This is a genomic window from Streptomyces sp. NPDC096079 (assembly GCF_040303145.1).
Taxonomy (GTDB): domain Bacteria; phylum Actinomycetota; class Actinomycetes; order Streptomycetales; family Streptomycetaceae; genus Streptomyces.
This window is the reverse complement of record NZ_JBEOST010000009.1, coordinates 191,348-215,483: the sequence shown is the minus strand read 5'-3', so window position 1 is coordinate 215,483 and position 24,136 is coordinate 191,348. Positions and strand designations below refer to the sequence as shown.

The window sequence follows — 24,136 nt, the reverse complement described above, 5'->3', positions numbered from 1 at the left end:
GAAACGATCTTGCCTGGGCCGCTCGGCCGAACCACTGCGCCGTTGGGCGCACTCGAGATCGTTCCCGTCGTCAGGCATCGGCCGGATCGTGCGAGCCGGGCCCGTACGAGGCGGGCTCCACGCATGGAAGAGCCCCAGGTCGGAGACCTGGGGCTTCATCGACCGACGGGATCGGCGACCTACGAGCCGTCCGCCGCGCTGTTCCGGACGGTCAGGAGAGGGCGATCTCCGTGACGTGGTCGGCCTCCGTCGTCCACTGGGTGGCGTTCACCGCACCCTGCTTGGCGAAGGCGGTGCCGTTGTCGGCGAGGTAGGCCACACGGGTGCCGGAGAGGGCGAACTGGATGACGTGGGTGGCCTGCCTGTTCCAGAGGGCGTCGAGGTTGCCCTCCTTGACGAAGAGGATGCCGTCGTCCTTGAGGACGCCGATGCGGTTGCCGGACAGCTCCAGCTGGAGGACGTTGTCGGCCTGGCCCTTCCACAGGGCGTCGAGGGCGCCTTCCTTCACGAAGGCCGCACCGTTGCCCTTGAGGACACCGATGCGGTCGCCGCTGAGGTCGATGTCGACGACATCGTCGGCCTGCCCCTTCCACAGCGCGTCGAGGCCGCCCTCCTTCACGAACGCCGCACCGTTGCCCTTGACGATGCCGATCCGGTCGCCGGACAGCTCAAGGGTCTTGACGTTGTTGGCCTGCCCCACCCACGCGGCGTCGAGGTCGCCGGCCTTGACGTAGGCGGTGCCGTCGCCCTTGAGGACGCCGATGCGGTCACCTGCCAGGGCGATCTGCTTGACGTGGTCGGACTGCCACTTCCATTCGGCGTCGAGGTCGCCGTCCTTGACGTACACGGAGCCGCTGTCCTTGAGCACGCCGATGCGCGACCCCGACAACACGATCTGCTTGACGTCGTCGGCCTGCCCCGTCCACAGGGCGCTCAGCCCGCCGGCCTTGGCGTGCGAGGATCCGTCACCCTTGACGATCCCGATGCGGTCACCGCCGTCGCCCGAGACGGTGGACGGGGCCAGCGCCGACGCACCGGCCGCGGCCGTCACCATGAGTCCCGCACCCGCCGCGATCACGGCGATGAGCACGGTCGTCTTCGACTTCTTCACTGTTCCTCCGGGAGGCAGACCATCGATCCAACGCCGAGAGACGAGGCGCACTCATGTGTGCGGATGCGGCGTTCGGGCGGGACACTAGCGCTCCGGAAGGGTCAATTCCGCTTCTCGGCACTTCACGAACGAGATTCCGGGCGCGGGCCAGAACGTTCCTGCTCAGAAGCCGCAAGGGGGCTGGTTCGGTCTTCTGAACGATCACGAGAACAGCAAGATCACTTCAATGGCGGCGCGGGCGACCGCAGGTCGTGGGCGCGGATACGACGCGGTCCCGTACTCGCTCGGCCGGGCACAGGGGATCCGAGCCGACGGCACGAGCAAAGCGGAGACGGTGCACTCGACAGACGTTCCGCGAACGAGACAACATCCCTCGGACCAGGCGCCGCTGGGAAGTATCCGGGGGGAACGAGCCGCTCTGAGGAGCGCCGCTGGGGAGCCGCTGGGGAGCCGCTGGGGAGCCGCTGGGGAGAATCGACCACACGAACCGGCACAACCATGAAATCACCGGAAACGAGCAACGCCACCGGTCAGCGCGATCCTCACCCTCATCCGCCGGAGCTCGGCGCGGGAAGGGTGACGACTTCAGGAAGATCTCGTCACCGTCTCGACAGGCAATGTGTCGCTCTAGCCGCCCTCAGGCTGCTGCCCATAGGCCGGCGTCGAGGATCCGGGCGGCCTTGGTGATGTTGCCCGGCATCAGGTGCCGGTAGGTCCGGTACGTCTCCTCGATGGACTTGTGGCCCATCCATTCCGCGACGTCGGTGATCGGAATGCCGTTGCCGAGGGCGTTGGAGGCGAAGTAGTGCCGGAAGCCGTACATCCCGACGCTTTCCTCCGGCGGCAGGTCCGTGAAGAGCTTCCTCACCCGGCGCCGCTCCATACCTTCGGTGAAGTAGCCGCCCGGGCCGCGTAGCAGGTAGCCGTCCTTCGTGGTGCCGTGCTTGGCCGCGTACCGCTCGATAGCCTCCCGGACCGACCGCGGCAGCGGCACCTCCCGGAACTCCCCCGTCTTGCGGTGTTTCAGTTTTGCCGGCCTCAGCGTGTTCGAGTGGATCTGGTCCCGCACCCGGTAGACGTCCTTGGCTACGACGTTGTTGACGTTCACCGCCCGCGCCTCACCGTTGCGCAGACCGCAACCGGCCATCATGACGATCTCCAGCGCGAGCTCCCCATCGGCGACCGACAGGGCCTTCTTCACGTAGGCGAGGGACGGGATGGCGACCTGTTCACGCACGTACTCGGGTTCCTGGACTCCTTTCACCGGGTCGTCCGCCATCGCCCCCTTGGCATACGCGTCCCGCAGGATCGTCTTCAGGACCCGGAAAATGTTCACCTGGTTTCCCCGGCCGACCCTGTCGCTCTCCATCTCGTCCAGGAACCGTTCGACCACCATCGGCGTGACCGAGTTCAGCTTCCGCGCTCCCAGGCTCGGGACGATGTGGACGTTGATCGAACTGTCGACGTGCTCGCCGGTGGAGTAGTCCGTCATCTTGCGCTGCCGGGGCCGCCACTGCTTCGCGTACTCCTCCACCGTCAGCTGACCCAGCTCACGGCGGGCCGCCGCCACCGACGGCGCCGTGGTCTTCTTCTCCGCATACAGCTGCGTGAGGCGTTCGATCGCATCGTCCTGCGTGCCATAACCGGACTCCTCACGCTGCTTGCCCAGCGCGTCCCGGAAACGGATCGAGTACGGGTGAGGGCAGCGGGTGGGCTTCGCGCAGCCGCAGTCCTTGAAGAAGGACCCCATGCCGCGGGCGAGCTGTCGGGCCATGTACGCACCGTCCGTTCCAGCCCAAGAATCTTGCTCAGGCGCCGCACTGTCAGTCGCAGGTCAGCAAGCGGGGACACGTCCGGGACGCATGCTGACCGTTTGCTGACCTGAGGGGGGCACATAATGCCCCTGACCTGCGGCAACGCCAAATAGTCAGATCTTCGACTTGAACAGAGTGCGCAGCATTCAGGACTCCTGTAAGACGGCTCCCTGCCTGCTTTCTGCAGGTCAAGGGCGGTCTCGACTGTACACCGGCACGCGCCGAACGATGTTTGTGAGGAACATCGCTCCCATCAGGTGAGACGGCTTTCCACCTGGGCTTTCGCGCCCGTCACCAATGCCTGTTCAGGCAATCCTCCGGGAACGCCCGGCGCCTCACGCTGACCGAATGCTGACTTGCCTGATGGGCCATCAGGCATGTGGAAGACCACTCCGCACACACTGACGGCGTGCGTCCACGCACCCCCGACCTGTCGGGCACCGACATACTCGGGTTCATGGAACAGGTCCTTTCGGCCATCAGCCGATCGACCGCCCCGGAAGCCGGCTCGCTGCCCCCCCCCACCCGAGACCCCCCGGCCGCGCGAAACTCGCGAGCGAGGCGGGGCCAAGGCGTCGATGCCGACTCGCCCGAGCCGAGGTCCAAGTCACGCGCCCCTGTGCACTTGCGTGCGCCGCTCCTCCCTTCCGTACGGTCCAGCCCGATGGCGAACCGCCCTCGCACACCGTAAAGGAGAGCTGTTGAAGCCGACCGAGGAAGTACTCCAGGACCTGACCCAGCCCTCGAACGTCTCCGTCCACTCCGACGACGCGCTCGTCGGGAAGGTGAAGGCCGCCGTCGCGGTGGATGACAAGAAGCGGAAGGAGAACGAGGACGAGCCGCTCCGCAGGAAGCCCGGTCTCGTCCCGATCCCGCAGACGGAACTGTCCCGACAGTTCGAAGTGACCCGCTGGGACGTCCTCCACGCCCTCGCCCGGGCCACGGCCCTGTCGTGGCGTGGTGCGGGACGGGGGCTGGCGGAGCACTGGGGCGCGCTGAAGTACACCCAGGCCCTGGCCCGGCGGCAGCAACTCCTTCCTCGGCCTCACCGACGAGGGCCACCGCATCGCAGACCACTACAAGTCGCTGCAGTCCGGCGAGCTCGGCATCGGCTTCGCCCTCACGCCCGCCGAGCACGTGCTGCGCAGCCGCTTCCCCGACCACTCGGTGACGATCGTCCCCGCAGACACGGCGTTACGCGCGGGCTGGGCCCTCAACAGCAGGGACAAGGGCGAGAAGGTGAAGTACCCCTATCGTCCCCAGTACTTCACCGAGATCTGGCGGCCGGGCGAGCCGTCCCTCGTCATCCCCCTCGCCTGCATGGGCGACCACAGCGACTCCGCCACCTCCGCCGAGCAGCTGGCCTCCGCATCCGCCCACGCCGAAGCAGTCCACATCGGCCCGTGGAACGAAACCCCCGGCCTGCTGTTCAGCACACAGCTCCCAACGGACGGCGGCACGATGACCGTCCACGCCCTCCAGGCACCCGGCAGTGGCGGCCGACTGTCCCCGGTGGAGGGCCGGGAGGCAAACCTGAACGCCCCGCCGTTCCAGGCGAACGTGATGCCGGACATTCACCCGCCGACCAAGGGCCTGATAGCACCGGAGCCCGTACGGGGATGCCACGTGCAAGCGAAGGACTACGCCTGGTTCCAGGAGTCCCTGGCCCACACCACCGCGGCGGGGCTCATGGCCTTCACCGGCTCTGGCCACGCCACCGCCCGCCACCTGACCGACCGACAAGGCCGCAAACGCTTCACCGGCCTCGAACACGCGGCCGGCATGAGCATCCAGGACGCCGCCCACACCCTTTTCGGCAACGAGTATGTCGGCACCGACCACGTCTTCCGCCTCAACGGCCCCCGCGTCGAAGCGTTCTCCGGCGTGGACGAGGAGATTTTCCAACTCCTCGTCAGAGGCGACGTCGAGGAATACCGCACCCTCGTCCACGCAAGCCGCCACGTCCGCCCCCGCCTCACCTTCGACAAGGACTGGGGCGGCCCCGTCTCCGTCCACGCCGACGGCTCCGTCTTCGCCCTGCGGCTGCTGCCAGGACAGGACGAAGAGCCTCGTTCGAGCTCGTTCCGGTGACCCGCCCCTAATACTCCAGTTAGATTTCGTGTCCTGAGCTGGTGGTTTTCGTTGTCCGGGTATGGAGGCGGTAACTGAAGTCGGCCAGTGGCAGGCCGAGTTGGAGTCGGTGTTCGCTCGGGTGGCGGGTCGGTTCGTCCGGGCGGATCTGCGGCGGCGGATACGGGACTACGTGCGTGGTCTGCTGGCGCCGGTCGAGCGGAAGAACGGCTGGCAGCTGGCCGAGTGGGCCGGCCATCGTGATCCGGCAGGCCTGCCGCACTTGCTCAATGGCGCCCGGTGGGACGTCGAAGCGGTCCGGGACGACCTGCGCGACTATGTTGCCGAACGGCTCGGCCCGGGTGGGGTACTGATCATCGACGACACGGGGTTCATCAAGAAGGGCACCACGTCAGCCGGGGTGGGCCGGCAGTACACCGGAACCTCGGGAAAGATCGACAATTGCCAGATCGGGGTGTTCGCCGCCTACGCCTCCGGCTCGGGCCGGGCTCTGGTGGACCGGGAGCTCTACCTGCCCAAAGCCTGGACATCCGACCGTGAACGCTGCCGGGCTGAGAAGATCCCTGACGAGCGGCGCTTTGCGACGAAGGGCGAACTGGCCCGGGACATCGTCCGCCGCCGCCTCACCGCCGGCCTGCCCGCCGCATGGGTCACCGCGGACGAGGTCTACGGACACGACTGGCACTTCCGCCGCCTGCTCGAGCAACTCGACATCGGCTACGTGGTGGCGGTGCCGAAATCCCAGCAGATCAAGTCCCTGGCCGGTATCTGGCGCATCGACCAGCTCATCGAAGAAGCACCGGGTGAGGCCTGGCAACGACTGTCGAGAGCACGTCCAACAAACCCGGGAGCAGAAACGTTCGACTCCGGCAAGGCGGCGCACGAGCACACGACGGACAGCGATCGTGCATCAAAAGGCTGATGCCCACCTGTTCAAGGCATGGCCAGCGTCATATACCCCCGTGCTAGCCTCATGCTCTCACCGCGCAGGGACGCGCAGGGCAGCGGGTAGCTGTGGCTCGAAGGGTGTGGAACATGAGCAAGTTACGAGTACCCGAACTGCGTCTCCACGATGCCGTGATCATCGTTCCGGGCATCATGGGCAGTGCCCTCAAGGACGTCGAGAGCGGCAAGCAACTGTGGGGTGTCGGGCGACTCTTCGGCTACACGGCCCGCATGCACACGGACCGTCTCAAGGCCCTTGGACTCACCAAGGGCGAACGCGACGGAGCGACAGGGAGAGTCGAGCCGTCCGGCCTGCTCAACATTGCCGACAGCCTGCCGGGGCTTGGCCGGGCTCAACCCTACAACGAGCTCGTGAGCGAGCTGCGCCGCGCGGCGGTAGACCGTAGCGCGGTCCTCCCGTTCCCGTATGATTGGCGACTCTCGGTCCAGCACAACGGCGGGCTGCTCGCCGATCAAGTCCGCCGCCACCTCAAGGCCTGGCGCCACCATCCAGCCCATCGTCACTATCTCGAACGGCATCCCGAGGCCGGACCGGCCCGGTTGATCTTCGTCGCCCACTCCATGGGCGGGCTCCTCGTACGTGAGCTCATGCTTCACAGCGACCTCCGTCCCGACATCCGGGCGGTCATGACCATCGGCACGCCTTTCTCCGGATCGGTGAACGCCGCTGTCATACTCAACTCCGGCACGGGAGCACCGCTCCCCCTGCCCCGGACCGCCCTGCGGGACGTGGCACGCACGATGCCCGGCGTATACGACCTCCTCCCTTCCTACCGGGCCCTCGACCTCGGCATCGACTCGCGGGTGCCGACCGCCGACGACCTGATCGCCCTGGGTGGCCGACGCGATCTGGTCGAGGAATCCCTTCGGCGCCGAGACGCCACACAGGGCATCACCCTGCCTGACCACAGCATGATCGTCGGATTCGGCAAACGGACGCTGCAGAGCTACCACATGGCGGGCGACTCCGTGGTCGGCATGGAGGAGATCCTCGTACGGCATCCCGACGACCACCGCGTACTACTCCACCCCGAAGGCCGACCCCGCAGGGAGAACCGCAGGGGCGACGGCACGGTATATCAGTTCGCCGCGCATCTGCCGGGTGCCCGCGAGAGAGCGATCCCGGTCTACCAGGAACACGGCGCTCTGGCCCGCAGCCGCACCGTCATCGACCTGGCGTGCGGGATGCTGCGCGGTCTGCGTCACCCCGACGAGCTGGGAGCCATGCTCGGCGACGGCTCGTTCGATCTAGACGTCCCGGAATGGGCCGAGCCCGGCGCTCCCTTCACGATCGAGGTGTCAGGGTGGTCCGGAGGCGCCGATCTGAGCTGTAGCGCCAAGGAGATCAGCGGGCACAGCGACGTCCTGTATCCGGAGTTGAAGCCGCTTCCGGGGGAAAAGGGCAGGCTGAGGGCGACGTGTGTCGCCTCCCTGCCGGGGCTGTACGAGATCGAGGTCGTCGGCGGCAGCGAGCCGGTGACACGCCTCGTTCTGGTGTTGGCATCGGAGTGGCAAGCCTGACGAAATGACGTCGGATTCCTATGAGACGCGAGCCGAGGTCGCCAGCACGTTCGCGGTGCATGTACTGCCTGTGGGGCCGGTGATCGGTTTCCAGGACGCGGACACGGTCAGCGAGGCCGCGCTAACCGCGGAGGTTCTGCGGAGGCTGGGCGGGGAGGCCGTCGCTCCCCCGTTGACCGGTGGCATGGTGCAGTCACTCACTGATGCCGACGAGGCGCTGGCCCGCTGGGCCGGCGAACACGATGATGGCAACTCGCGATGCCCTTCCGCCCTGTTGTGGTTCGGTCACGGCCGGGTGAGTCGCATGGGATCGGTGTTGCTCGTGCCGGGCTCCAAGAAGCGCGGGAACACCCGGGTTACACCCGAGATGCTCGCCCACTACGTACACGCCGATCAGCTCAGACGGAACCATGATGAAACGCATTGGTCGCTGGTAGTGCTCGAGGCGTGCAACTCGGAGAACTTCGCGAGCGACCTGGCCGGCCTGTTCAACGGGACCAGACAAGAACGGACGCGGTCGCTGCTGTTGATCGCTACAGGCAAGCCGTCGGCACAGGGCTATCTGGGCACGTTCCGCACGGTACTGGAGAAGTTCCTCTCCACGAAGAAGACCTCTCACGATATTTTCAACCTGCGTGAGCTGCAAGGCTACTTCAAGAGCCATCAATGCTACGCCGAGCTGGTGGGCGACGAGACGGGTGTCGAGCTCGCCCTCGCCGTCCATGACAGGGTGCCGCTCACCGGGGCGACCACCGTGGCGGAAGTACAGCGACAGCAACGCCGCTACGACGAGGCACCTGGGGCATGGCCGCGCCGATCAACCCCGCACAAGGCGGCGTTCCTCGAAATGGTTCCTGACTTCACCGGCCGGACGGCGCCCCTGCGCGCGATCGCCGAATGGTGTGCCGGTGACGCCGAAGCAGCAGTGCTCGCCGTCACGGGCGCGCCCGGCACCGGCAAGTCCGCGCTGCTGGGGGAAGCGCTGCTGCGGTGGTCTCAGCCCGCCCGGGAGACGCCGGAGAGCACGAGCGACCCGTCGCACGTCGGTGATCCGGTCGAGGGGGCCGATCGCCCCGGCGCACCGACTCCACCGATCGTGGCGGTCCTGCCGCTCACGGGGAGCACGGCTGCCGACGTCGTCCGACAGCTGGCCGAGCAGCTCGACGCCCCTCCCGCCGACACCGGACAGGATGAACACGACGAGAACGATGCAACACTCGACGCCGTACGTCGGCACCTAACGCAGCTCACTGGGCGCTCCTCCGAGACCGACAGCGCCCCCGCCGAGGACGGCCAGGCATTCCATGACGCCCCGGCCACGGGGACACCGATGCGCGCACTGATCGTCGCCGACGCCCTCGACGAGGCCAGGGACCCCTTCCGTATCGCCGGCCTGTTGCGGGAACTCACTACAATTCCCGGCGTCCGGCTGCTCATCGGCACCCGGCCGACTCGGTGCCCCGTCGTGCCGTCCGCGCAGCCGTCGGCCGGAGGCAGCAGGGACCTCGACCTGCTCGGCGTGTTCAGATCGGCATCCCGGCACGCCCGCGTGCTTGCTCTCGAACCGGATCCGTCGGCGGCTCGCGCGTACGCGGAGCGCAAGGTCCGCGGCATCCTGCGGAACCATTTCCCAGGCGACACCGACCGACACGAGACGGTCACGTGCACGGTGGCGAGCGCCGTCGAGGGTCATGTACGGGACGGCTCCTGGCAGTTCCTCCAGGCGTCCTTGGTGGTCCAGGAGATCGAGCAGCGCCCGGCCCTGCTTGCCCCTGGCCCCGACGAGCGGGCGGCCCTCGCCGCGATGCTGGAACGCGACCAGAGCGGCCTCTTCAGGGCCGCGGTCCAGCGCATCACGACCGGGCTCCCGGCTGCGGAGCCGTTGTTGCGGGCGCTGGCCTGGTCACACGGACGCGGGCTTCCGCTGGCGGACGGCATCTGGGCGCACGCCGCGACGGGGATCGCCGAGACCGACGCTCCCATCGACGACGAGCAGCTGGAACTGTTCCTGAACCGGGCCGCCGCGTACATCCTCGTGGACGGGGAGGACCGGCGCAGTGTGTACCGGCTTGCCCACCGCACGTACGCCGAGCAGCTGGTCGGGGACAGTCCGCCGGAGGGCAGGTTCGACATGTTCCATGCCCTGTTGGAGCTCGCGGCCTCCCAGGTCGAATCCGGGCGGCCGCTCAGTCCTCATCTGGCCACGCGCCTCGCGGAGTATGCGGCGGACTGCGGTGCGGCCGGCTGGGAGGCGCTGGCCGCCCGGCCCACTGTGGTCGACCAGCTACCGCCGGCTTCTCTCAGCTCTCTCGCTCTCACTCCGAGACAAGGTGCGGGCATCGCTCCGGCCGATCTGCCCGTAGAAATCCTGGGCACGGTCGCCTCGGCACATCTCATCAAAGAGTCGGATCCTGGAGACAGGCCCGGGCTGCGCCAGCTCGGGGGCTTGCGGGCAACCGGTCTGCCGCACCCCACGGGATCCAGCGCGGACTGGGAGGTGGCATGGGGACGGTTGCACCATGTACCCCTGCATCTCCAGCTCGGGGGGTCCCCGTCGGCGATCACCGCGATCGCCGCGCGTGCCGACGCCCCCTGGCTGGTCACCGGCTCCCTCGACGGATCCGTGATGGTGTGGGAGCCGTGGCAAGACCACCACCCGATCGCCCTGCTGAGCGAGTCCGAGAGCCCGGTGACCGCGCTCGCCGCGTCCGGGACCCCGCACAAGGACAGCGGTGAAGGGGGTTCTGGCACTGGTCTGGTAGCCGTCGCCCACGCCGACCGGAGCGTACGCCTCTGGGACACCGACGTCGACCGGCACACGCTGGGATACGCGGTCTGCACGGAGTCGGTGCGGGTCATCGTGCCCCTGGCGGACGGGTCCCGCCGGTTCCTGCTCGGAGGTGAGTCCGGCTACCTCGCTCTCCTCGGTCCGGACGGAGCGCTGTCCCCGGCAGCAGAGGCGGTCGCCCCGCGTGACGTGGTGGGGCTGGCACAAGTCCCTGGCCCGGAGGACACGGCCCTGGTCGTGGCGGCCTACCAGTCCGGGGATTTGGCCCTGTGGGCGATAGACGGCAATGTACCCACGCTCCTCCACCGGGCGAGCGCGCGCACGGCGCTGGCCGGACTCGTACCCGCCCCCACCTCGGCAGAGCCCAACCGGCTGCTCGCCCTAGCGGAAGACGGCCGCCTCGGGTACTGGCGTGTGCGAGCCAGTGGCAGTGCTCTCCGTGTCCTGCTTGACACTGCGGCAGATCTGCTCCAGGCATGCAGCGGTGCCGATCCCGTCCTGGCCGTGATGCCTGTGGCCGACGGGGACGGAGTTCCGCTTGTCGGTGACCGGCGGGGGGTCATACAGCTCGTGCGGCCGGCGGCCGCGCCCGGTCGTCCCGAGCTCCTCGAAACGTCGACCGGGAGCAGACCGATCAGGGCGATCGGCGTCCTGCTCGGCCCCCAGGGCGACGGCGTACTGGTCACCGTGGCCGAACGCGACTCAAGGGTCCACTTCTTCGACCCCGCCTCGGCCACGAGGGCCAGTGTCGCCCCTGTAGGGCCCGAGTCATGGGTCGACGACATGCGACGGCACGTGCGTGCCGAGGGTACGGAGACCCTGGTCGTAGCCGAGCAACGGGCCGGCCGCCGAACCGTGCGGGTCCTGCGCGCGACGGACGGTGCCCTGATGGAAGTCGCCCCGCCTTCCGACGAGGCTGCGGATGGTGCCCAGGACCCCTCGCGCCCGTCCTGGGCCGACGGTGAACACTCGGGGTCCATCGTCGACTGCGTGACGCTCGACGAGCCGGGAGGGGGCCCGGAGGCCCGCATCAGAGTGACCGCGGGACGCGAAGGAACCATCGTGGTGTGGCGCGAGGAGCCGTCCGGCCGGCGGCCGGTACGGCGCATCCCTCTGGGATCACCGTGCGTGCGGCTCACGGCACTCGCATCGGGACGGCTCGCCATCGCCACAGACGACGGCGTGGTGGTGCTCAGGCTCGATTCCCTCGCACGGGCCGTGCACGGTGAAGGAACCGAGGAGACACATGGATGAGGAACTGTCGCCCCGACGCATCGAAGACCTGCTGGACGATCTGTTCACCGGCAAAAAGGCACGTTACGGCCACTACAAACGGGTGGGCGACTACCAGGAACTGATCAGAGGCAGGCTAATCCACCTCGTGCTGCGCAACGTCGAGCACGCCATGGACGTACGCGAAGTAGCGCTGTTCCTCAACGTCCAGCGGGTTGGGGGAGAGCTATGGGACCACGAGGTGCGCAACCTGTTACGGCTGAAAATGCTCGGCCATCCGGCGCTGCCGGAGATCGTGGAGGGCAGGTCCGACCACAGCTACCGGGTCGCCTTCATCATGACGCGGCTTGAAGGGTTGCCACTCTCAGAAAACTGGCGGTCCGTCGTGGAGGAGTGGGCCGTACAGCACCCCGTGGTGGCCTTCGAGCAGTTCAGCCTCCTCCTAGACGCGCTCAGCCAACTTCACGGCACGCGGATCGTGCACCGGAACCTGACCTTGGGGGCCGTCCGCGTCAGTCCGAAGCAGGACAAGCCGGCTCTGACGACCCTGTCCCTGGCGCGGTTCGAACTCAGCGCACTGCTCAACAATCTGCTGCAGTCCGTCCACGGGCCCAGTGGCAAGGCGGCGTACGACGAGGTCGTGAAGGCGATGTTCCTCATCCCACCGTCGGGCGTCACCAAGGCTCATCATCTGGCGTACCTGGCACCGGAGAGCCACCCTGCCGTCTTCGGTGACGTACGGCTACGCCGCCTGGACCACGGCAGCACCGATGTCTTCGGCCTCGGTGTCCTCGGGTGGGAGTTGTTCGTCGGCTCCCTGATGGACCGGTTGCCCGAAGAGTACGCAGGTGTCGAAGCCGCGGAGGGAGACGAGCTCCCGCCGGCTCTGGGCCGACTGCACAGGGCCATGCGTCGCGAGCTCGACCTCAACCCAAGGCTTCCCCGGCCGCTGCGCACCGCGCTGCTCGGGATGCTCGCCGACTCACCCACGGAGCGCAGCACTTCCTTCGAGGCGTCAGCAGCCCTCCAGCGCGGCTGGTCGAGCATCTGTCTGGCGCTGGAGCCGGTACCAAGCGGTTCCAAGGCACGGCTCCTGGCGTTCATGCCCGACCAGTCCGTGACAACGGTCCACACGAGCCGGGGGTGGACGGACCACAGCCCCGACACCCCCCGGGGATGCCAGGAGCTCCAGGCCTTCCTGGAGGAGGAACTCCGCGAGGCGGAGCTCGTCCACTGGCACGGCGGTGCCGTCGGCTTCGTCGACGGTGATCCTCGCTCATTGGGCGACGCCCAATGGGTGCTCATCGGACAGCAGGCGGTGTGGTTCTGCGCGTTCCTCTTCGACCTCGACGCGATGGGCCGTCGGACGGTGACGCACAACGATACCCTCGTCATCAAGTACCTCGTGGACAAACGCTTCGCGTCCGAGATCCTGTCAGCCAAACCCAAACGACGCATCGGCAAGATCGATCTGGTGCCATTCCGGCTGGGACAGCCGCTGGCCGACGAGCAGGAGGGCCGCCCGTCGTGGAAGGATCTGATCGACGCCGTCCAGAGCACCGAGCGGAGCGCCCAGAGCGCCGAGGTCCAAGAGATGCTGCGGGCCGTCTCCTTCATGCTGGACTTCCAGGGTGTGGTCCTCCGTTCCCGTCAGTATCCCTACACGCTCACCCATACGGAGGACGGTCGTCTCGTACTGACGCAGGACAGCGGCAGGGAACGCAGATGGTTGCACGGGGACGAGCTGCTCACCGCCTACTGCACGGACTCCCGGCGCCGACCTCCCCTCGGCGACTTCGCCCGAAGCCTCCTAGCCGAGAACGACCAGGCAAAGGTCTCGGTGGTGTACGACAGGCCCACCCCGCGCTTCGGTGGCGACTCCTTCGACGTACGGGTGAAGGAGCGCCTCGACGCGACGTCGATCGTCGTCGAGGCCGCACCGGGCAAGGAGATTCCCGACAAGGGATGGATCAGACCCCAGGAGGATCGCGGCACAGAGGTCCAATTGCGCCGGGAGGCCCGAGGGCTGGGCTCGCTACGCCAAAAGATCGGGCTGGCGCGCATACTGCACACGCCGGAGTCCATCGAGCTGCATGGCGGACGCGACACGACACTGACGATTCCGGCGCGGCCCGGTGAAAAGCCCCTGCGGGGCAAGGCCTCCCGGGTCATCACGGACATGCTGCGACTCCACCCCTTCTATGCGCTCCAGGGACCGCCCGGCACGGGAAAGAGCACAGTGGTCTCCCATGCGCTGCGTGACTTCCTCAGGACGGAGCATGGCGCCCGGGTGCTCGTGAGCGCTCAGTCGAATGACGCCCTGGACCAGTTGGCCGGGAAGTGCCTGGAGTTGCTCAAGCCGGTCATCGCCGATCAGTCGGTACTGATGCTCCGTGAACTGCCCCGCCGCAAGGACGCCTATGACCTGCCGGAGGAGTTGCGCTCCTTCACCGCTGAAGCGATCGCCGAGGATCTTGTGAGGCGTATCGAACAGCGGGTCACGGACAGCCACAGCGGCGCGCGCAACCCGTCGGAGCAGGCCCTGATGCTGCGATGGGCCGAGGTCGCCCAGGCGAACATGGTCGAGCTGACCGAACGGATCCGCGCCAGTGCCGACATCGTGCTGGCCACGTGCTCGATCGCGGGCACGCTCACCGACGAGGTGCGGGATCCGTCCGATGTCTTCGACTGGGTGATCATCGAGGAGGCCGCCAAAGCCTGGCCGACCGAGATCATCATGCCGCTGGTCCTCGGCGTTCGGTGGACCCTCGTGGGCGACCATCTGCAACTTGGGCCTCACCGGGCCGAAGACATCAAGGCGTTCCTGGACGGCCTGGGCCGACACCCGGACGAGCGCATCAAGCTGCATTACGCGGCCCGCGACAGCTACCTACGCTTCGTGCAGATGTTCGGACGGTTCTTTGAGGGGCGAGGCTCTAACCAGCCGGCGGAACCCACGTACCCAGTAGACACCCTCGACACACAGTTCCGCATGCACCCCGTCATCGCCGAGCCCTTCGCGCGGGCGTTCTATCCGGACGGCAGCGGCGGCACCTTTCTCGCACCCGATCCCGACATCAACGAGTACCACTCCGCCACCGATCCGGAATTCCTGAGAGGCGCTCCCCTGGTCTGGCTGGACACGTCCAAGTACCCGGGCTGCGAAGACATCGGGTACTGGTGGAATCCGGGTGAGGTGGACCTGGTCGAGGACCTCGTCCGAAAGCTGCGACTCGACAGCACGCCCGACCCGAGGAAGCTGGTCGTGCTGACCCCGTACCGCAAGCAGCGCCGCGAGCTGGAACGCGGGTTCCTCGACGGGCGGGTGCACACCGTCCATTCCTTCCAGGGCGGCCAGGCGAAGACGGTGATCGTCTCTCTGGTCCGCAGCTCGGAACGGGGCACGGAATCGCGCCAGAACGTAGGGCACACCGCCCAGGACGACGTGATCAACGTGATGCTGTCCCGGGCGCAGCAACTTCTCGTGGTCGTCGGGAACCTGCCGCACTTCGAGCGTCATGGCGGTCCTGCCTGGCAATCCGTGATCGACACGTTCCGCCAGGTCGGCAGAATCGTCGATGCCTCGACAGGCCAGATCATCGTCGACGCCACGGGAGACAGCCGATGACCGAGACAGTCCTTGTCGCCATCCCATGCCGCGTCATCACCCTCCGGATGGAACTCGGTGCCGAAGAGGGAGCCTCCACGCTTGAGGACCTCGTGCTCCGCGCCGTGGCCGCGGGGCGCGACACCATCCGGGCACTGAGCGAGCTCTTCTCCCTGCCGAGCCGCCTGATGCTCGACGTCGTACACGGTCTGTGGAGCAGAGGGTTCCTGGCCGTCGACTTCACCACCAACACGCTGGAGACGACCCAGGGAGCCCAGCCCGGACTGGTCGAGCAGGGAGGCCGGCCCATCCCCTCCAAGGTGCAGGCCCGAAAGTTCCTGTTCGACCCGGTGACAGCTGCCGTCCTGCTGCACCGGAAGGGCATGGACCGGATTCCCAACGGGGCGATCGCCATGCCTCTCGCGCGAGGCATCTCGGAGACCGACATCCCCCAGACCGAGCTCCTGCGCGCGGTCCGCGAAGCGGTCCGCGTCGACCGCAGGGAACGCGGCGTGCACGAGCGAGTGCTGAACGTATCGTTCGCTAACCCGATGCTGAACTCCTCCGAGCCCGTGCACTGGAACACCATCGAGGCCGTGGTGAACCGGGACCCGGTCACCGACGTGGTCACCGCCAGCCCCGTCCAGATGCCTCAGGGCTGGGGCAGGCGGGCAGTTCAGCTCTTCCAGGCCAGAGTGAGCGACCTGGTACGCAACCGACCCGACAGCAGGTTCGTACAGCAGCTGCTGTCCCGCGAAGTGCTGAAGGTGGTACCGCCCGACAACCTGCGGTCGCTGCTGGTCGAGCTGGACCGCCTGGCCGACGGGCTGCACACCGTCTCGCCGGAATCCCTGCCATCCCTGCACGAAGAGCTGCGGGGCAAGGCGGGCAAGGTACTGCACCAGCTTGCCGAGGCCCGCCGCGCCAGGTGCTCCGTTGCGGCGGTGGCTCCTGGAGCGGGCGTGGAGTGGGTGGTGAAGGATCTGATCGAGCAGGCGGCCCACCAACTCGTCCTAGCTTTACCGCAGATCACCTACGACGCCCTGCACCCCGTCCTGCCGTCGCTGGAACTCGCTGCGAAGCGCGGCGTCAGAGTCGTGTTCCTCTGGGGCGACTCCCCGTCTGCCGTGCTGAAGGGCAAGGTGGCGACGGCACTGTTCGACCTGCAGTCCCGTTTCTCCGAGAACGTCCTGCTCGAACGGCGCAGCAGCAGTTGCGCAGCGTCCCTAGTCGTCTGTGACAACCTCTACGCGTACGTGGGGTCCAGCAGCCCGCTGGCCACCAATACCGGCTCCGGTGTGCTCGTCAACCCGGCGGAAGGCACGAACGAACCACCGAGTTGTGTGGCGGACATGCTGAGCTGGGCGCGGCGGACCTATCCGTACTGGGAGACGGGCCAGAACATCGCCCTTCTGCCGACCGACTTCGGAGGACAACGAGGCACGGACCTTTCCGAGGACGTCGACTCGACACCGCCTAACTTCTCACTGCCGGAACTGAAGGAAGACTGGGCCGATGACACGGTCGCCAGCGCCACGGTGTGGGCCGCGCAGTGGGGCCGTATGCTCCGTGGGCTCTTGGAGGCGGTGGAGAACGTCTACCGAGGCCAGCCGGTCGTGCGGGCGGTCTGGGACGGCATGTACGCCGATCTGATCCAACAAGCCATCGACAGTGCGACCGAGCGGCTGGCCATCACCGACGACTCCGCCGAGACAGAGACGTGCACGGATGCCCTCGGTCAGCGACTGTCGGGCCTTCGGGACAAGGGCGCCGTGATCCATCTCCAGCATCCGCCGCTCAAGGACGGCCGCAGAGCCCCCCGCAGTTACACCGAGCTCCACCGTCGCCTCGGCGCGGAGGGGACGCTGCGGAACACGAAGGCACGGGCGCGAGCGACGTTGTCCGACCACGAGACCGTCGTCGGTAGCTACCGGCCGCTCGGCAACAGGCCGGTCAACCCGGCCCGGGGGCCTGCCCCCACCGAACTCGGCCTGCACATCATGAACACCGCCTTCACAACTGAGTTCGCCAGCGAGCTGGGCATTCGCGACTGGTTCGGGGACGACACCACGGACGGCGGAGACGCCGTCGGTGCCCACGACTACCTGCCGCCGCTGCCTGCCCTCGCGTCAGCGCCTGTCGCATCGGACGATTGGGCAGTTCTGAACAACCGCCGGGCATCCGGCACCGCCTCGCCCGAGCGCCTGCGTACCGAAGCCGCAACGCTCCTCTATGGTTCCACCGGCTCCACAGACCAACGTCTTTGGTGGGCACGCTGGCTCCTGCACGACGCATGGCAGAGGCACGCCTTCATGGAAGCCTTTCTGCTGGCTCCCCGGCTCGGCAGCGGGGAGACCATGCCCGTGCCTCTGGCCGCCGTCGCGGCGCCGCTCGAGCACGGTCCGCTGGGCGAACAGCTCTACTACAGCGCGCTGGAATTGTCCGACGCTCCGCGAGAGCACCGCACGGTCGCTCTGATCGGCGCTGTCGCGGAGATGCTGCTGCACGGGGGCAACACCGGCCTACTGGTTTGTGAAGCGCTGGCCGGCTCAGATCCAGGGGAGTCTAACGGGCTACCGCCAACCTGGCTCCTGCTGGCGCGGGAGGCCGCGCAGTGTTTCGACTCATCCCAGGCTCCCTTGCCGCTTAAGGAGATCAATGCCTGGGCCGAGCAGCAAAACCAGTCGATGGCCATCCGGACGGGCTGGGTCCGGCTGGTCAAGGAGGTGAGCGACTTCGAACGGGGGGAGCAGCACTTCAAGTTCCTCGACGGCAAACGGATGCATCGAGCGATGTTCCGGCCTCCTGAGGGACTCTTCGCCCGGGTTCTGGCCATGGCCGGGGAGGACGTCGACCCCGAGTTCCAGGTGAGCACCGCCGCCGGACTGCCCATCACCGAGCTGGACGCCCGTCTCCACATGGATCAGCTCGCCTTGAGCCAAGGACTCAGAAAGGTCGAATGGAGCAACCACCTGGCCTACGCAAGGCGGGTGGCAGACGTGATGAGCGAAGCCAGGCGCCTCGCGCAGCTCTCCGCGACCGAGGCGGAACGAAGCACATCGAGTTTCGCGGCCGCAATTCTCCCGGTGCTCACTCCGGACCAGACCGCCTTCGCGCGGCTCCTCGGTCGTGCGTGGCCCACCCTCCTCGACGAGGCCGACGGCTTGGGGGAGCCTGCCCGCCATCCCGCGATGGCTCTCCTGAGTGCTCTCGCCTCACTGCCTGTGATCGGAAGGGAAGACAGTTGACCGGGATTTCACGCGAACTACTGGAGAGCTGGCCGGGCCGTGTCCGTTTCCCTGGCGTGCTGATCGCCCTGGCGGCGCACGGCCGAGCCGACGACGGAGACCGGGACGGCTCCGGGGCGCGACCCGTCGCGGCCGAGCTGGACAGCGATCCACTCGCCGAGGCCGTGCTCGTCCACGTAGGGGGCGTGCCACCGCGAGCAGCCTTCGACGCGCTTCTGGAGAAGGGAGAGCACGATGCGGCGGAACGTGTTCTCGCCGATGAACTGCATCGAGAAGGCCACCAGGCGGAGGTGCTGACCCGCCGACTGGAGGAGTCCCGCGAGGCAGGGGCGGAGTCGGTCCGACAGCGGGTGTCCGAGCTGGCCAGACGAGCACAGGCCGCGGGGATCTCCTTCGAGCGTCCGGACATGGCGTCGCTGATCAGGAAGTCACGGTCGCGGACTGTGAGTGCGGAAGCGGCGCTGACGACGATCGAACGTGAAATCGAAGACGGGATCACATCGCTGGGGGAACAGCTGGAACTGATCGTCGCCGAACAGGAGCACGCGCTCGTCGGCACCGAGGCCCGTGTGAACCAGCACACCGGCGAACTCGTCACAGCGTCCCGCGTGCGGGCGCTGCTGCGGTCGGGCGAACTGGTGGCGGCCCAAGCACTGCTGAACCGGGAGCCGCTCGGCGCCCCCATTCCGGAAGCGCTGACGGCGTTCCCTGTATGGGACGAGCTGTGGACTCCCCACACCCTCCTTGAGTACCATCTGAACCCGACGATGCGCAGGCCACCGGAGTTCAGCGCATGGAAGGCTGCCGACGAGTCCGCAGAAGTGCTGCTCACCGCCTTCGACCGGCTGCAGCGAGAGTCCTCGCCCGCAGCAGCAGTAAGCTTCGCCGACGCGCTAGGCCGCTTCCTGGGGGGACCAGGGGAAGGTGCCGTAGCCGCTCCCATTGATGGCGGTTACTTCACCTCCTTCGACGTGCCCCGGGATGAACCCCTCTCCGGGCTGATCCCCACGGGTCGGATCGACCTCTACGTCGCCGACCCGGAGACCACCACGCCTCCCGAGGCCCTGGCGGGTCTCGGTGACCCGCATGTCGCCGTCGGTCCGGGTCTGTTGGCCACCGGGTACAGCGACCGATCCCTCACCGCCGTACTCGGTCTGCGCGACCTGCTCGGACTCGTCGTGCTGGAGGCCGACCGCGGTACCCGCATGCTGGCCATCCTTGCCCGTCAGTGGCCGGTGGACGCTCTCATCGGAGACAGCCCGGCAGCGCTGGAACGAATCCTCGGGGCGTCACCCGAAGCGGCCTGGCGAACCCTGCGATGGATCACCTACCTGTCGTTGGGCGGCGGCCCTCCCACGGTGCAGGCAATGGAGCACTGCACTGGCATGGAGCCCCGGCTCCTCGGGACGATGCTCCGGTACGCCGAGACCGCGATCGACCGATCCCCGCACATGGAACTGTGGGCCGCGGAGAGCGGCGGCTGGCGGAAAGACTCTCCACTGCTCCACGCGCTGCGGTCCGAACTCCTGGCGCAGTGCGGTGACCAGGCGGCTCGGGTCGCCTGGTGGGCGGCCCTTTCGATCTGTGACGAGGAAGACGGCCGGGTCGTGGCCGAAGACCTCGGGGAGTGGGCCGAGATCTGCTCGGGGTGGGCTGGTGCCAGATCCGAGGCCCTCAAGGGAACAGCAACGCTGGTGAAGCGTGGCCTGCTGGTCCCCACGGAACAGGACGCCGACCGGAGTCGCTCGACGCTGGGCGAGGAAGAACAGCTTGCGGCAGAAACGACGGACCTCGTCCTGCGCGTCTCCCTGTGCGGAGCTGTCCGCGCACTCCGTGCCACGGCCGAGGCCGAGCTGAGCACGCTCCTCGAGGAAATGGAACGAGCCGCCGTCAGCGGGGCGCCGGTCGACACTCCAGCGGCCACGACTCCCGCTCCCTCAGCACGTCGTGCGTGGACGCCCTGGCATCGCAACCGCTTCGCACCCGTGCCAGCGTATGCCACGCTCCTCGCAGCTAACCAGTCGGGAGCCAGCGCCGAGGAACTCGCATACCTCTCGGAACGCGCGAGCGAGGAGCTCCTGACCTCCTCTCCCCACGATCTTTTCGCACGAGCGACGCCACGGGTCGCGGACCTGGGAACGGTCCTGCCAGAGCTGACTGCCCTGTGCGGGGAGCAGTATCCGGACCTCCACCTCGACCTGCGCTGCCCGCCCTCGTTGCGGGTGGACATCCCGGCTCCCCTGCTGCGCGCCATCCTGTACGAGGTGCTGGACAACGCCGCGGAAGCTCTGGAAGGCGTTGGTACCGGTCTCATCCAGGTCTCCGTGTCGGAGGAGAGTCCCGAGGTGATCGTCGAGGTCGCAGACAACGGTCCGGGCCTCCCGGAGGAGGCGCGAGGCCGGAGGGTGTTCCAGCCGGAGTGGACCACTCGTGGCCCCGGTCGTGGGTGGGGGCTGCACCGGGTCCGGAAATTCCTCCAAGCCTTGCCGAATCCTGCGGTGGAGGCAGAGGTGGAGGTCTTCCGCTCCTCCCATCCGGCGCTGACGGGCGCCGCCCTGCGGCTCGTCCTTCCAGAGCCTGAGCCCTCGGACTCGTGAGCAGCGGACCACACACCCGGCTCGGATCACCGCTGCTGACGCCGTGCGGACAGCTGCGGTTCCCAGGTAGCGAACTCAGGTCGCCCCTGCACGCTCAGAGGCCCAAGTGTACGGACGCCAGCTGATCACGCCCCGGCCAGGAGCGGTGCCTCGAGAGACAGAGCAGATCGACCTGTGTCGCCTGGACATCGACTGCCTCGGGGTACCTCCCTACACGGAGAGGAGCGGGAGTCAGTTTCGAGCCTATACCTGTTGCCACCGGCAGCCGCCTGTCATGGACAGTCTGCCGAACACTGGAGAGGGCTTTCCCGGTGCGGTCAGGCCACCAACCCTGCTACGTGAGGCCAGCTCCAGCAGGACACCTTTCGGTCCAATGCTGACCGTTTGCTGACCTGAGGGGGGCACATGATGCCCCTAACCTGCGGCGACGCCAAATAGTCAGATCTTCGACTTGAACAGAGTGCGCAGCACTGTGGACTCCTCTGAGACGGCTCCCTGCCTGCTTTCTGCAGGTCAAGGGCGACCTCGACTTTACACCGGCACATGCCGAACGATGTTTGTGAGGAACATCGCCCCGGTCAGCGCTCGACCCTCCCAGAAGCCGGCTCGCAGGCATGGGAACGACGACCTGCCCCGCCGTCCGCCTGTACGCACCAGCCACCCCCGTGGCCGCCCATGACCGCCCTGCGGCCGAGCCAGGCCCCTGACGGCCACACCGGACCAGCCGGATGGCCCACGCCCGGGACGGAGCTGGAACATTCGTTCACGGTCTGCCCCCTGGTCGGCCGTGACGCACGCGATCGCGAACCGTTCTTGGAGCACCGGTACCAGCCGTACGCCCATCCAGAGGCCGCCGGGAATCCGTTCCTGAGAGGAGGCCCGTCCATGATGGTGACGCCCCGCACCGCCGCACCCGATCACGCCTCCGTGGTCAAGCGGGGGTTCGACCTCTATCTGACGGGGGAGTTCGCCGGCCTGGTGGGGACGTCCGTCCACCGCGTGGCCCTTCCCGCCCTCGCCGTACTGGAGTTGCGGGCGAGCGCCGGGCAGACGGCCCTGCTCGCTTCCCTGTCCTACCTGCCCACGTTCCTGCTGGCCCTCCCGGCGGGGGCCGTCGTCGACAGGTATCCCAAGAGGGCCCTGCTGGTGTTCACCGATCTGGCCGGCGCCACGGCCGTCACGGCGATTCCCGCGGCCGCCTTGCTCCACGTCCTGACGCTGCCTCTGCTCTACGGGATCAGCCTGGTCCTGGGCGCGGTGAGCGTCCTGCATCAGGCGGCGGCCATCGCGATCGTCCCGCAACTGGTCGAACCGGCCATGCTGCACCGGGCCAACGCCCGGGTCGGGGCCGCGTTCGGAGCGGCGGACACCGCCGGCACGTACCTGGGCACCGCGGTCGTGGCCCTGACCGGAGCGGCACGGGCGTTCTGGCTGGACGGCCTGTCGTATCTGCTGTCCGCCTGGTGCGCGAGCCGGCTCCGGGAACCGGGTCTACCGGTAGCCGGACGGAGCCGACGGCGCCGGTTCACCGCCGAGATCTGGGAGGGGCTGGCCTACACGGCACGGACCCCGTTGGTGCGGGAACTCGTGTTCGCCCTGACCGTCGTCGGTCTGGGTGTCGGCATCACCGGTGCCCTGTTCTCCTACTACCTGCTGACCACCCTGGCCGCGGGCCCGACCGGGCTGGGGATCGTCATGGGCGTCTCCGGGGTGGGAGCGCTCGCCGGAGCTCTGCTCGCTCCGCGCATCGTCGTCCGCTTCGGCCCCGGCCGGACACTGCTCGCCGGTTTCGTCGTCTGCCCGGTGGCGGGAGTGCCTCTGCTCATCGCCCGCCCGGGCGTCGGCTGGCTGGGCCTGATCGCGGTGGCGGGCGCCGTCCAGCTCGCGGCGGCGGGGGTGGCGGGGACCACTCAAAGGGCCCTGCGGCAGCAGATCTGCCCGCCGCACCTGCAGGCGCGGGCGCAGCAGACCTCCACGTGGCTCGTCTCCGGGAGCAAGCCGTTCGCGGCTCTGGCCGGCGGCGCCGTGGCCACTGCCTACGGGGTCCATGCGGCGCTGCTCGTGGGGGCGCTGCTGCTCGCGGTCCCGGTCGCGGTGCTGTGGCGCTCACCCGTGGGCCGTCTGACCGCCCTGCCCGTGATCCCGACGCCGACCGAAGCCCCCGTGCTCATCGGTGGCGGCCACGCACCCGGCGAAGGAACCGGCAAGGGCCGGGGTCAGTGACCTCCGGGCGCCACACCCGCGGCCACGTCGAGCGGGGCGCGGGAGGGGCGTTCGAGAGGGGTGAGGAAGTCCAGAGTGTCGAGCGGCTGGTCCGTGAAGAAGCGCAGGAGGAGTTGCGAGACCTCTCGGTGCCGCTCCAGAGCGGGGAGGTGATCCGTTTCACGGACGAGGGTGAAGACGCTGTCCGCGATGCGGGCTGCGACGTCACGGCCCAGGTCGGGGCGGGTGAGCGTGTCGTGTTCGCCGGTGAAGCACAGCGTGGGGATGCCCGTGAGGCCGCCCGCCGGAAGACCCTGCCAGTCGATGACCCGGCGGGTCGACGCGTGGTGCCGCTGGAATCCGTCCCCCTGGATGGCTGCCATGTCTCGGGCGAGGAGCCGGGTGACGGCGGCCCGGTTGCGTACCGGCCGGTCGGAGGGAGCCATCAGCGCCTCGACGCTGCGGCGGGCGTAGCCCTCGGCATCGCCGTTCGCGAGCGCTTCGGCCATCGCTTCGAGGCCCCTGAGCCCCTCGGGAGGGTAGATCGGAGCGGCTCCCATGAGGGCGAGACGGGCGACGTGCCGGGGGTGTTCCTGAGCCAGGCCGTAGACGACGGGCACGCCGTAGGAGACCGCGTACAGGTTGACCCTGCCGATGGCAAGACGTTCCAACAGGTCCGCCAGGACATCGGAGAGGAAGTCGAATCCGTAGGCGGCCGGGAGCGCGTCGGACCCTCCCGAACCCGGCAGGTCGACGCTGACCACGGTGGCCGCTTCGGCCCAAGTCCCTTCGAGGCGGCGGTAGGAGTACATGTTCTGGAAGGCTCCGCCGATCACGACGATGGGCTCCGTGCGGGGAGCGGGGTTCTCCACCACACGGCACCGGTAGCCGAAGCCGGAGAAGACGAAACGATGCACCTGGTCAGCAGACATACGGGAAGGCTCCAAAGAGGGGAAAC

General features: G+C 68.0%; 10 protein-coding genes and 1 pseudogene. 8 read left to right on the top strand and 3 right to left on the bottom strand.

Annotated features, from left to right (window positions below; translation table 11 throughout):
- Positions 1–211: 211 nt before the first annotated feature.
- A complete protein-coding gene (locus ABTY59_RS20255; RefSeq protein ID WP_352020367.1) occupies positions 212–1,111 on the bottom strand; it encodes a peptidase S1 in 900 nt (299 codons plus the stop codon).
- Between the two features lie 637 nt (positions 1,112–1,748).
- Positions 1,749–2,861, bottom strand: coding sequence for a tyrosine-type recombinase/integrase (locus tag ABTY59_RS20250; RefSeq protein WP_502995397.1), 1,113 nt, complete (start codon positions 2,859–2,861; stop codon positions 1,749–1,751).
- Positions 2,862–4,062: 1,201 nt separating this feature from the next.
- Between ABTY59_RS20250 and ABTY59_RS20245 the strand changes: the two genes are divergently transcribed.
- The 8 genes and pseudogenes from ABTY59_RS20245 to ABTY59_RS20210 all read left to right on the top strand — a co-directional run bounded on the left by ABTY59_RS20245 (position 4,063) and on the right by ABTY59_RS20210 (position 23,199).
- Complete coding sequence (locus ABTY59_RS20245; RefSeq protein WP_352020365.1) at positions 4,063–5,016, top strand: hypothetical protein; 954 nt, start codon at positions 4,063–4,065, stop codon at positions 5,014–5,016.
- Between the two features lie 61 nt (positions 5,017–5,077).
- Positions 5,078–5,842 (top strand): annotated as a pseudogene (locus tag ABTY59_RS20240) (IS701 family transposase); the annotation flags it as partial.
- A gap of 209 nt (positions 5,843–6,051) precedes the next feature.
- Positions 6,052–7,503, top strand: coding sequence for a lipase/acyltransferase domain-containing protein (locus tag ABTY59_RS20235; protein WP_352020363.1), 1,452 nt, complete (start codon positions 6,052–6,054; stop codon positions 7,501–7,503).
- 4 nt (positions 7,504–7,507) lie between these two features.
- Positions 7,508–11,545: a hypothetical protein gene (locus tag ABTY59_RS20230; protein WP_352020362.1), complete on the top strand. Its 4,038-nt coding sequence runs from the start codon at positions 7,508–7,510 to the stop codon at positions 11,543–11,545.
- Positions 11,538–15,152, top strand: coding sequence for an AAA domain-containing protein (locus tag ABTY59_RS20225; RefSeq protein ID WP_352020361.1), 3,615 nt, complete (start codon positions 11,538–11,540; stop codon positions 15,150–15,152). Before ABTY59_RS20230 ends, ABTY59_RS20225 begins: the two co-directional genes overlap by 8 nt.
- Complete coding sequence (locus ABTY59_RS20220; RefSeq protein WP_352020360.1) at positions 15,149–18,379, top strand: phospholipase D-like domain-containing protein; 3,231 nt, start codon at positions 15,149–15,151, stop codon at positions 18,377–18,379. Before ABTY59_RS20225 ends, ABTY59_RS20220 begins: the two co-directional genes overlap by 4 nt.
- Positions 18,380–18,435: 56 nt before the next feature.
- Positions 18,436–20,976, top strand: coding sequence for an ATP-binding protein (locus ABTY59_RS20215; protein WP_352020359.1), 2,541 nt, complete (start codon positions 18,436–18,438; stop codon positions 20,974–20,976).
- Positions 20,977–21,861: 885 nt separating this feature from the next.
- Positions 21,862–23,199: an MFS transporter gene (locus ABTY59_RS20210; protein ID WP_352020358.1), complete on the top strand. Its 1,338-nt coding sequence runs from the start codon at positions 21,862–21,864 to the stop codon at positions 23,197–23,199.
- On the opposite strand, the gene ABTY59_RS20205 is transcribed toward ABTY59_RS20210, so the two are convergent.
- Positions 23,193–24,110: an alpha/beta fold hydrolase gene (locus tag ABTY59_RS20205; RefSeq protein WP_352020357.1), complete on the bottom strand. Its 918-nt coding sequence runs from the start codon at positions 24,108–24,110 to the stop codon at positions 23,193–23,195. The genes ABTY59_RS20210 and ABTY59_RS20205 overlap by 7 nt on opposite strands.
- Positions 24,111–24,136 lie beyond the last annotated feature (26 nt).